Source organism: Mucilaginibacter sp. P4_E8 (assembly GCF_056401495.1).
Map to the genome: position 1 here is coordinate 1 of NZ_JBFUJG010000162.1, position 10,073 is coordinate 10,073.

General features: G+C 39.6%; 15 protein-coding genes. 9 read left to right on the plus strand and 6 right to left on the minus strand.

The window, feature by feature from the left end:
• A partial coding sequence (locus AC1DRQ_RS27110) for a metallophosphoesterase (RefSeq protein ID WP_477428576.1) occupies window positions 1-371 on the plus strand: 371 nt, incomplete at its 5' end.
• 9 nt (window positions 372-380) lie between these two features.
• Here AC1DRQ_RS27110 and AC1DRQ_RS27115 read toward each other — a convergent pair.
• A complete protein-coding gene (locus AC1DRQ_RS27115) occupies window positions 381-776 on the minus strand; it encodes a VOC family protein (protein ID WP_477428578.1) in 396 nt (131 codons plus the stop codon).
• Between the two features lie 106 nt (window positions 777-882).
• Between AC1DRQ_RS27115 and AC1DRQ_RS27120 the strand changes: the two genes are divergently transcribed.
• From AC1DRQ_RS27120 to AC1DRQ_RS27140, 5 genes are all read left to right on the plus strand, one after another.
• Complete coding sequence (locus AC1DRQ_RS27120; protein WP_429395823.1) at window positions 883-1,098, plus strand: hypothetical protein; 216 nt, start codon at window positions 883-885, stop codon at window positions 1,096-1,098.
• A 165-nt stretch (window positions 1,099-1,263) separates the two neighbouring features.
• Window positions 1,264-1,554, plus strand: coding sequence for a DUF3892 domain-containing protein (locus AC1DRQ_RS27125; protein WP_429395821.1), 291 nt, complete (start codon window positions 1,264-1,266; stop codon window positions 1,552-1,554).
• A gap of 282 nt (window positions 1,555-1,836) precedes the next feature.
• Complete coding sequence (locus tag AC1DRQ_RS27130; RefSeq protein ID WP_429395818.1) at window positions 1,837-2,316, plus strand: Lrp/AsnC family transcriptional regulator; 480 nt, start codon at window positions 1,837-1,839, stop codon at window positions 2,314-2,316.
• Between the two features lie 8 nt (window positions 2,317-2,324).
• Window positions 2,325-3,290, plus strand: a complete 966-nt coding sequence (locus tag AC1DRQ_RS27135; protein ID WP_477428582.1) for an EamA family transporter — start codon at window positions 2,325-2,327, stop codon at window positions 3,288-3,290.
• 314 nt (window positions 3,291-3,604) lie between these two features.
• A complete protein-coding gene (locus AC1DRQ_RS27140) occupies window positions 3,605-3,814 on the plus strand; it encodes a hypothetical protein (RefSeq protein WP_429395813.1) in 210 nt (69 codons plus the stop codon).
• 15 nt (window positions 3,815-3,829) lie between these two features.
• On the opposite strand, the gene AC1DRQ_RS27145 is transcribed toward AC1DRQ_RS27140, so the two are convergent.
• Window positions 3,830-4,753 carry a ChbG/HpnK family deacetylase gene (locus tag AC1DRQ_RS27145; protein ID WP_477428584.1) on the minus strand — a complete coding sequence of 308 codons (924 nt, stop codon included), beginning with the start codon at window positions 4,751-4,753 and terminating at the stop codon, window positions 3,830-3,832.
• Window positions 4,754-4,909: 156 nt separating this feature from the next.
• Window positions 4,910-6,160, minus strand: a complete 1,251-nt coding sequence (locus tag AC1DRQ_RS27150) for a DUF2130 domain-containing protein (RefSeq protein WP_477428586.1) — start codon at window positions 6,158-6,160, stop codon at window positions 4,910-4,912.
• A 118-nt stretch (window positions 6,161-6,278) separates the two neighbouring features.
• On the opposite strand from AC1DRQ_RS27150, the gene AC1DRQ_RS27155 reads away from it, so the two are divergent.
• Complete coding sequence (locus AC1DRQ_RS27155; protein ID WP_477428588.1) at window positions 6,279-6,674, plus strand: hypothetical protein; 396 nt, start codon at window positions 6,279-6,281, stop codon at window positions 6,672-6,674.
• A 77-nt stretch (window positions 6,675-6,751) separates the two neighbouring features.
• Here the strand turns inward: AC1DRQ_RS27155 and AC1DRQ_RS27160 are convergent, their stop codons facing one another.
• Both AC1DRQ_RS27160 and AC1DRQ_RS27165 read right to left on the minus strand, forming a co-directional pair.
• Entirely contained in the window at window positions 6,752-7,327 is a 576-nt protein-coding gene (locus tag AC1DRQ_RS27160; protein ID WP_477428590.1) for a YceI family protein, read from the minus strand.
• 191 nt (window positions 7,328-7,518) lie between these two features.
• Window positions 7,519-7,737 (minus strand): hypothetical protein, encoded by a 219-nt coding sequence (locus AC1DRQ_RS27165; RefSeq protein ID WP_477428592.1) that lies wholly within the window; start codon window positions 7,735-7,737, stop codon window positions 7,519-7,521.
• A gap of 305 nt (window positions 7,738-8,042) precedes the next feature.
• Between AC1DRQ_RS27165 and AC1DRQ_RS27170 the strand changes: the two genes are divergently transcribed.
• Window positions 8,043-8,507, plus strand: coding sequence for a hypothetical protein (locus tag AC1DRQ_RS27170; RefSeq protein WP_477428594.1), 465 nt, complete (start codon window positions 8,043-8,045; stop codon window positions 8,505-8,507).
• 124 nt (window positions 8,508-8,631) lie between these two features.
• On the opposite strand, the gene AC1DRQ_RS27175 is transcribed toward AC1DRQ_RS27170, so the two are convergent.
• Window positions 8,632-9,450 (minus strand): N-acetylmuramoyl-L-alanine amidase family protein, encoded by an 819-nt coding sequence (locus AC1DRQ_RS27175; protein WP_477428596.1) that lies wholly within the window; start codon window positions 9,448-9,450, stop codon window positions 8,632-8,634.
• Window positions 9,451-9,689: 239 nt separating this feature from the next.
• Here AC1DRQ_RS27175 and AC1DRQ_RS27180 point away from each other — a divergent pair.
• The coding region (locus AC1DRQ_RS27180; protein ID WP_477428598.1) for an alpha/beta fold hydrolase at window positions 9,690-10,073 on the plus strand (384 nt) is incomplete at its 3' end.

Sequence of the window (10,073 nt, forward strand, 5' to 3'; positions counted from 1 at the left end):
TTGGTGTACAAAACTGGGGGCGCGGCTTTAAACAAGTTGGCGATTTGAATAAAGCCTTGCAAGGCGTGCCTAAAGACGCCTTTAAGATCCTGCTATCGCATGATCCTACCCATTGGGAAGAGCAGGTGCGCTATAATACCACCAACATAAATCTTACACTTTCGGGGCATACACATGGCGCGCAGTTTGGTATTGAAATTCCAGGCTTTAGATGGAGCCCGGTAAAGTACCGCTATTTTGATTGGGCCGGACTGGCTAACGAAAAAAACCGTTACCTATATGTAAACCGGGGATTTGGCTTCCTGGCATTTTCGGGACGTTTGGGTATATGGCCCGAGATTACAGTGATTGAATTAAGGAAGAAAGCTTAAAAGGGTCATTTAGGAAACTGTATTTTTCAACTCCGTTACAATGATCTCGTTGCCATACAGATCATAACAATGAAAAAAACTGTAAGCATCGGCATAAACGGGCTTAAGTTTTATTTTAACTCCATTTTTTAAAAGCTTTTGATATAAGGCATCCAGCGCGTTAGTGTACATTACAAAAGTTGGTTCGCCTGCGGTTTGGTTACCGACCCTTTGATCACCACCTTTCAAAAACCATATTCCTATGGCATCAGCAGTATCAAAGCCAATATGCAAAAATCGCTGGCCTTCTGTTGTGGTATAATCAACCAGTACTTTGGCGTTAAAGTTTTTTTCATAAAAGTTTAATGCCTCATCAAAATCGTTAACAAGAATAATAAGCCGGCCTATATGATTCTTTATTTCCATCTGCTTACCAATTTAGGGTGATCAAATGTATGTTAATTTAAGCCATATTATACTATATATGATTGTGGCAGGGTTTTTATGTATATAAACTCTAAACAACTACGTTATGGCATCACGCGAAATAAAAAGGACCGGAAAACAAGATCCGGAAGTGCAACCTTCACATGGTAATGCCTGGGAGGTAATGAAACCATTTATACATTTTGGGATAAAGGCTACAGGCTTTATAGCCAGTACCCTAATAACCATTATAAAGCACATCCCCAAACCGGATAATCAAAAAGCAACCGAACGCAAAAAGGACAAGATCATCAAGATATAGCGGCTTGGTTTAGTCACCTGTCATATTATTTCAAAAACAATTAGCCAAACCATCAATCCGTGAAAACACCGTGTTTAAACTCATTAAAATACCGTGTTTTCACGGATTGACCCGATGGTATATAATTCAGAGTTTTAAAACATTTAAACTCTGATACTATTAGCCATGCCCATACAAATAACTGGAGTAAACAGAACAAATGGTGATCATGATAATCCCTACCTGACTATCAACTCATTAGTATGGATTGATGACCATACCCAGAACCGCGGAATTACTACAAGAGATGTACTTTTTGATTGGATAAATGATAACGGTACAGCTTACATTTTAGACGAAGAAGGAAATAAAGCTAAATTACTTACCGCTACAACCCAAAATGGGTACAAGTATGTTAAAACTGCTTTTGATGAAACCAAATCAGATAAACTGCTAAACTTGCTGGCCAAAAAGTAATTTAAGAAACCTATACCTTATCTGCTTGCACCTGCCACGTTTGTGGCGGGTGTTTGTTTTTTAGCGCTTTTTGTTATTCCATTTTGCAATCCCGGGATTAAAGTACCAAATCTGCGAATAGATCCTTCGCTCCTTTTTTTCTTGCTTACAGGCTTGTATTTCCCGTTATATCCCAACTGTCTTAAATATCTGTTTAAACACTAATAGTGTAGTTTTGTCGAATTAAATTCATTTTTTATAACATATATTGAATTTTATTCTTTAATTATCTAATATTACAGAATGAATAGCGAAACAGAAATAGTACTTGATAAAACAGACCTGCACATTTTACGCCTGATGCAGGAAAATGCCCGTATATCAAATGCCGACCTTGCCCGTGAACTGAGCATGGCTCCCTCGGGCGTGTTGGAGCGCGTAAAAAAGCTGGAGCAAAAAAACGTGATACAACAATACACCACCCGCATAAATCCGTTGGCGTTACAACAAAAATTACTGGCTTTTATATTTATGAAAGCATCTGACGGGCCGGGGTACAGTAAAGCCACACTCGAACTGGCTAAAATACCAGAGGTACAGGAAGTACATCACGTTGCCGGCGACGATTGTTACCTGGTAAAGGTGCGCACTTATGATTCAGCCTCGCTTATGCGCATTATGCGCGAACGCTTTAGTAAAATACCCAACATTATAAGCACCCGCACCACCATAGTGCTTGAAACTGTTAAAGAACAACAACAATTGGTTATACCCGAAAAATAAATATCATCATGGCCTTAACACCTCAAAAACCTGCATCACCCCTATTGGTTATTATAGCATTCGCTACCGTTTACCTGGTTTGGGGATCAACTTACTTTTTTATAAAAATAGCGATTGATGGTTTCCCACCTATGTTATTGGGCGCCCTTCGCTTTTTAATAGCCGGCATATTACTGCTCATCTGGTGTGTAATTAAAGGGGAGCAAATTTTTGTTAAGCGTAATATTATTCATGCTGCCGTGAGTGGCTTTTTACTGTTGGTAATAGGTAATGGGGCTGTAATTTGGGCCGAACAAACCCTGCCGAGTGCCATGGTAGCTATTATGGTATCATCGCCGCCAATATGGTTTGTATTACTCGACAAACCTAACTGGGGTGTGAATTTTAAAAGTAAAACCACCATTATTGGCCTTGCAATTGGCTTTGCCGGTGTAGTTTTACTGTTTAGTGAGCAAATAGGCGGATTGTTTGAAGCATCGGCTGGTGGTTCAAAACTGCCGGGGATGCTGCTATTACTTGCCGGTACTTTAGCCTGGGCATCAGGCTCACTATACTCAAAACATTATAACACACAGGGATCGGCCCCGGTAAATACGGCCTGGCAAATGCTGTCTGCAGGTCTGGTGTTTTTACCATCAAGCTTTTTGCACCACGAAGTACAGGGTTTGCAATGGCAAAATATCCCGGCACATAGCTGGTATGCCTTGCTTTATTTAATAATTTTTGGATCAATAGCCGCTTTTAGCGCTTATGTATGGCTTTTGCAGGTACGCCCGGCAACACAGGTAAGTACGTATGCCTACGTAAACCCCGTTATAGCGGTTATATTAGGTGTGTTGTTTGCGCACGAAAGCATTTCACTTTTACAAATAGGTGGTCTGGTTATTATATTAGGCAGTGTGTTACTGATTAACCTGAGTAAATACAAAAAAGAAAAACAGGCAAAATTGGAGCTGGTGAATGTAGCGGAATAGCCTCACCTAAATTCCTCTCCAATGAAAATACATTAACTCTGCACGCGTCATTGAGAGCGATAGCGTGGCAATTTTTTACATATTGCCATTCTGAGCGATAGCGAAGAATCTGATTTTCGATTATGTATGTCTCCGAATAGATTCTTCGCTATCGCTCAGAATGACAAAGTTTTATATTTCGTTCCCTCTAACTCCCTCGTTCTGTATAAAAGTTTACTTCCTAAAAAAGCAGTCGTCATGATATTTTACCTGCCCCGGCAAACAAATTAATGTAATAGGTATTCTTATATATATCATACTTTAAACCACCGGTCATGAACAAAACTATAGGGATAGTGCTCATTGTAGTAGGGGCGATAATGCTTATCTGGACAGGTTTTACTTACACCAAAAAAGAAAAAATCATTGATGCGGGCCCTATACAAGTATCGGCCGACAGGCAAAAAACGGTAAACTGGCCACCCTACCTGGGTGGTATAATTCTTATTGGAGGTATTGTAATTGTGGCTACATCTAAAAAATAGGCAACCTCAAAAAGGCTATTTGTCTGAGGTCTTAAGCACGCTGATATCTTTGGTGRCCAATAGTTGCTGATAATTAATTAACTGAAACTTTTTGCCGATCATACTTTTAAACTCTGGTGATAATAAGGCATTAAGCTCTGTTTGGCGATGTAAACTTGTAAGTGGTTTACCATCTTTAGAGTTCATCATATTGCTGTTCATATCAACTAAAACATCCATCTCCGGGCTTGGCGTAGCGGTATGTAATACCATTAGGTTTGGGCGGGTTGGGTCAAGCTTGTTGCTTACATAATCCAAAAATTCCGACTTTTTAGTGGCGATGGGCTCGCCCCACATTTCCTTATAGGTTTCGCCAAAGTAATTAACCTTGCTCAGTATCGATATACCCAATTTATATTTATGTGCCAGTTTTTCGGTAAGCGCCCTTAATTCGGGAGTTGATAATGCGATACCCATGTGCGGGTCTATATAACTTATTTTTAGACCCGAAGCCAGGGCACGTTCAATTTGTGCTGATAATTCCTTTTCAACCTCATCAAGCTTGTAACCGCTTTTGGCAAATGCCCTTGTTGACTGCGGAAAGTAACCATCCTTATCAACCAAACTGGGTACCGCCGTACGTCCCAATACTGGTCCCCAGCGGTAGTTTTTCCACTCGGATGTAAGCGTTAAATGCACGCCCACACTTACCTGTGGATATTTTTTCAGTATCTCAACAGCTTCCTGGTACCATGGGCAAGCAAATTGTAAAGATACAGAAACAGGCATCCCGGTTTTAGCCACCTTTTCGGCCGCCATATTTACGGAGTGGTTCATCCCGATATCATCAAGCCTGAGCAACAGTTGCGGAAGTTTGTTGGAAGATTGTTGTGCCCGGGCTGGCTTTGTGCCCATAGCTATCAAAACCAAACATAAATAAAGGAAACCTATCTTTTTCATATGGTAAAAACAAAGTATATGAGTGCGTTTTAAAATGGTTTGAAGCTCTGACGACAGCAAAGGTTCAGGAGGTTAAGATAGTAAATTTTAATAGTACAAAAGGCCAGCCATGTGCTGGCCGGCCTTTGCATATTGATTATAACTTAATCTTTACAATTATTCCAACAACAGAGCGTCTTCATCATCGGTTAAGCTAAGTTGAATGGAATCACTTCCTGCAATTCCCTCAACGCTTCCTTTAATGTGAGCGGCGTTCAATAACACTTTATCCAGTTGCTTCTCGCGCGATTTCCACATTTTTTCCATTGCATCGCGCTCCTTTTGTATGGACAGGCGCATGCTCATATATCCCTCACGAATGGCTTTCCACTGTTCAGAAAACTCACTGCTGGTTAAATAATCATACAGCAGGTGCATTTTATCGCCCTTATTATCCTGCGAGCGTGCCTGGTTTGACAGCTTGATCACCCCATCGCGCAGGATGTAGGAAACCGCCTTCACCTCATCAAAACTACAGATCCAAACACCATCTTTTTCGCCAAAACAATCCATACCCTTCGGGTAGCACTGGGTAACAATCACAGCCACATCAACGCCAACACTGCGCATATCTTTTTTAAGCTTCTCTATCCAGTCGGTACCAAAAGTTGCAGTGCGCTTGCTTTCATATATAATACGGCCGCACTCCTGCCCAAACTGGTTACGCACGGTTTGCACACAGTCGGCACCACGTACGCCCTTCCCTACCTCGCTTATCACATCAAAAGGGAAATAATTGCGCAGTAGTTCTTCCAGTATCAGTTCTTGCGCTTCGCCCTGCAACTGCATGGAACCCTGCTCGGCTTTACGCTTCATCTCTTCGGCCAGCTTTTTCTGATCATCAAGTTGCTTTTCCAACTCTTTTACTTTTAGCTGGTATTCGGTATCCTTTATGCTATGGCGCTCATTTTCCTGCTTCCTGATCTGTTCGCTCAGTTCATTACGCTGCTCTTGCAATTTACGCTGCAGGGCAAGCTCCATTTCTTCTTCTTTTTGCTGTAAAAGCTTTTCGCGCTGTAAAAATTCAAGCTCTTTTTGGCGTGAGAGTTTCAGCTTTTCTTCGCTCTCCTGCGCCGAAGTTTTGAGCATTAGCAATTGGTTCTCAAAATCCTGGCTTATGGATTTGCGTAAGTTTTGYTCCATTGCCAGTTGTAATTGCTTTTTCTCTTCAATTAGCCGCTGTTCAAAAGCATCTTTTTGCTGACGCTCCTTTTGTAAAAATTCTTCGTCCTTTTTACGGTACTCGTCTTCTTTTTGGCGGGTATAATCCTGCATTTTAAGCCGGAGTTCCTTTTTATACTCCTCGGCCATCACCTCCTCTATCGGGAAACCAAAACCGCAATTGGGGCACTTAACTTCTGTAGCCATATGATAAATATTACGAAAAAATAGTTTCGCATATCAAAGATAGGGATTTTACTTAGCGCATAAGTTAACACAAAATTACCCGGTTGCAGTTACCAATTAAAATACTGATATTTAAGCAATGCAAATTTTACAGATAGGCAAGGCCATGTGGAGCTATGATTATGAAATTGCAGCATGCACATTAATTGATGAAGGCGGAACACTTTTTTCGCTTACGCCACCCCCGCACCATCGCGAGGGTGAAATTATAATGACCGCCGACAGCCTGGTGATTGATGGTTATAATTATCTTAATATCCCTCTTAATAAACTGGAGCAGATATACCTGGGATTTGACGATGTGTATAAACGCTCACTTGTTAAAAATAATGGTATGTTTTGGCAACCCTTAAGATTAGTTTACAAAGCCGGCGACGGTTATAATACCATATACCTTATTATTGACCATGGCTTTTTTGGTACCAAAAACCAGTTATGGTTTGATACCATTAAACAACTCCTGTCTGACGATTAAGCACCTTCCTTAAAAAAACAAACGGCGTACCCATTTGCATGAGCACGCCGCAACGTTATTATATATCAGTCAATTAATTATTTTGCTTTAGCAAATTCACCGTTAGCTTTGATAGTTACTTCGTCGCTTAACATAGCTGAACCAAATTTACTACCAAAATTAAAATCAGAACGTTTGATAGTACCGGTTAACTGGAAACCTGCATCATCAGCCTTGCTCATTGGGTTGGTGATAGTACCACGGTACCATAAATCAAATGTAGCCGGTTTAGTAACACCTGCTAAAGTAAGATTACCAGTTACCGCATAATGCTTATCAGATGTTTTAGAGATACCAGTGCTGGTAAAAGTAAGTGCTGGTTTATTGGCAACATCAAAAAAATCAGCAGATTTTAAGTGAGTATCGCGGTTATCATTTTCTGTACTTACAGAAGCTGTTTGCACTGTAAATGCAACTTTAGCATCGCTGAAATCAGGTTTTGCTGAAGTGATAGTAGCATCATAAGTTTTAAAAGTGCCGTCAACGTCATTTACCAACAAGTGGGTAACAGTGAATTTAACATTTGAGTGTGCTTTGTCAACAGTCCAGGTAGTTTGTGCCGATGCTGCCGTGTACAAAAACACTGATGTTAGCAGGATAAAAATCTTTTTCATTGCGCTTAATTTTTTTTAAATTTCTTTTGTTTATGGCCCAAAAGTATATAAATGATTTTGATCTTTTTTAAAATAAGTGTTTAAACATCTTTTTATTAAAATTTGATGACAAATCTCTACCATTTTAGTGGGCATTAATAAAAAAAGGAGGATCGTAAAAGCAGCGAGCTATAGCAATCAGTTATAAATTATCACTGTTCAGCCACATGATCATCAATAGCATCGCCAATTTCCGTTATTGGGATAATTGCAGACAGCGGCTCATGTTTTATATAAACCCAGTTACCAGCATCGGTTTTACCTATAGTATAATTAACATCTTTATTAAAAACATCAAATAGCCTTGGAAATGCTGAATGAAGGCTTACCTGGTAATTCACTCCATCAATGGTTACTATAAAAGGTTCCACGATAATTAAATTTATAACTAAGCTAAACAAATACCAGTAACTGTTAACCATAGTTAATGATAATCTTTTGCAAAGCATGTTATTTTAAGTAACAGGAATAAGCACCTGATGGTTCATATAATTGTTTGTTTGCCGCCAATAAACCGTTTTAAGTAAACATCAATTTTATTTTTTAAGCGATGCGTTACAGCTGCTTTTTATGAAATTTCCAAAAAAGTTAACTTTTAATAAAACTCTTTGTACCCAACCTTGTTTAATTTTCGTTATTAATAAAAACATACAATTTTATAACTTAAATTTTTACTATGGACATCAAAAACTATTATACTAAGGCAGCGATGCTGGTTGTTTCTTTAGGTTTTATTACAGCATTGCAATCCTGCACAAAAGACAAAAACATACTTCCAGGATCAACTGAAGATAAAAACCTGATTGGCGCATGGAAAAGGACTATACATCGGGTGGCCCAGGGTGATAGTGTACAAACACTTACTTTTTATGAAGGCACTTTAACCTCAACATTACTTGTTGATGTTTATGCGACCCCTGCTTCCACAGCAAACAGCACGCTTTATAAAGGTGTGTTTGATACCAATGGTACAGCCCTCTATGTTAAACTAAATCAGAAACAAAACTCAGCAACTGACGTAAATGGCAGCGGCACACCCATTAGTGAGGTTTTATTTGATACTACCCCATATAAGATAGACACGACTACACTTAGTATTACCACCGGTAGTACCATTGTCAAATTTACAAAAGTGGAGTAATCAAACTCAAAGCAAAAAAGAAAAGCCGGGCATGAATGCCCGGCTTTTCTTTTTTTGTGGTAATCTTATTTTTTCCTGGTCATCCGGGTCAGGGCGGTTATAAAACTAATAAACCTAAGCTCAACTAACGTCCTTCCAAATTATTACGATACTGTTTTAATGCACGCAATATTGACCGGGCAATTTCACTTTGTCCATTACTTGAATTAAGGTATTCCTCATCAGACGGGTTATTGATAAAACCGGTTTCGACCAGTACGGCAGGCATCCCGCTTTGTGCCAGCACCAGTACACCCTGCTCCTTTACACCAAGACTATGGCGACCGTCAGTTTTTTTAAATTCCTGGTTCACCATGTCACCAAACTGGATACTTTGTTTGCGATACTTTTGCTGAAAAGCATTGAGCACAATGGTGTTTACAACAGCATCATCACCGTAGCCATTATATTTATCCTTATAATCTTTTTCAATATAGATAGCGGCGTTTTCGCGAAGCGCCTCGCGTTGTTCCTGGCTGCGGTGAAAACCGTATACCAGCAGTAAAGTTCCCCTTTCGGTGCCTCTGCGCTGTGGCGAAGAATTGCAATGGATGGATATGAACAGGTTACCATTATTGCTGTTGGCTATATCGGTACGTTTATGCAGCTCAATAAAAACATCAGTACTGCGGGTCATAACAACTTTAATACCTGTGGTTTCATCTAAGATGAGGTCACGTAGCTTTTTGGCAATACTTAGTGCCACATTTTTTTCTTTGGAGTAGGCCCCGTGCGCACCCGGATCTTTACCACCATGACCGGCATCAATAATTACAGTTTTAAATTTAAAACGGCTGCTATTTGTAACATCCTGTTGCCCAAAAGAAAGTGTGGCGCTAAACAGGCCCGCAATAAAAAAAAGAAATGTGGTTATATAATTACTTTTTAGGCAAATAGCTGACATGAAAATAAGTTGGTACTGGTATCAAAAACATTATATCTAAAATATACTTATTAAGATATTGTTTTACGCATATGGTTTAAAAGTTTTGAAATTAATATTGCAAAGGTAATATTAGTTAGCATGTTAACATAGATTTTGCAAATACACCTGCTTAAAATTGTTCATGACTTAAAGTGCTATGCCGGATGCACCTTAAATTATATATTTAGCTCTAATTATATAAATAACTATTAACCCTTATGCAAATTCAAAAATCGCTGCTGCTATTATTTGTATGTATCACGTTCATGCAAATTGGGTGCAGCCAGGAAGCAAAACCATCCTATGGCAATAATGCCGCTGCCGGCAGGTATTATAGTGTTCGTGGTATAAAGTTATATACCGAGGTTTATGGTACAGGTAAACCCCTGCTGCTTATACATGGTAACGGAGGCAGCATAAATGCATTTGCCAGTAACATACCATACTTTGCTAAAAAATATAAGGTTATAGCGGTAGATAGCCGCGCGCATGGTAAATCGCGCGATGACCGCGATTCGTTAAGCTTTGAAATGATGGCCGATGATTTTGCTGCCCTGATGGATGTTATGCATATTGATTCGGCCTATGTTATAGGCTGGAGC

Bases quoted from the DNA above. Each gene is read 5' to 3' on its own strand.
- AC1DRQ_RS27170 (WP_477428594.1), top strand. From the start codon at position 8,043: ATGGACATCAAAAACTATTATACTAAGGCAGCGATGCTGGTTGTTTCT.
- AC1DRQ_RS27140 (WP_429395813.1), top strand. From the start codon at position 3,605: ATGAACAAAACTATAGGGATAGTGCTCATTGTAGTAGGGGCGATAATG.
- AC1DRQ_RS27135 (WP_477428582.1), top strand. From the start codon at position 2,325: ATGGCCTTAACACCTCAAAAACCTGCATCACCCCTATTGGTTATTATA.
- AC1DRQ_RS27160 (WP_477428590.1), bottom strand. From the start codon at position 7,327: ATGAAAAAGATTTTTATCCTGCTAACATCAGTGTTTTTGTACACGGCA.
- AC1DRQ_RS27130 (WP_429395818.1), top strand. From the start codon at position 1,837: ATGAATAGCGAAACAGAAATAGTACTTGATAAAACAGACCTGCACATT.
- AC1DRQ_RS27125 (WP_429395821.1), top strand. From the start codon at position 1,264: ATGCCCATACAAATAACTGGAGTAAACAGAACAAATGGTGATCATGAT.
- AC1DRQ_RS27115 (WP_477428578.1), bottom strand. From the start codon at position 776: ATGGAAATAAAGAATCATATAGGCCGGCTTATTATTCTTGTTAACGAT.
- AC1DRQ_RS27175 (WP_477428596.1), bottom strand. From the start codon at position 9,450: ATGTCAGCTATTTGCCTAAAAAGTAATTATATAACCACATTTCTTTTT.
- AC1DRQ_RS27155 (WP_477428588.1), top strand. From the start codon at position 6,279: ATGCAAATTTTACAGATAGGCAAGGCCATGTGGAGCTATGATTATGAA.
- AC1DRQ_RS27120 (WP_429395823.1), top strand. From the start codon at position 883: ATGGCATCACGCGAAATAAAAAGGACCGGAAAACAAGATCCGGAAGTG.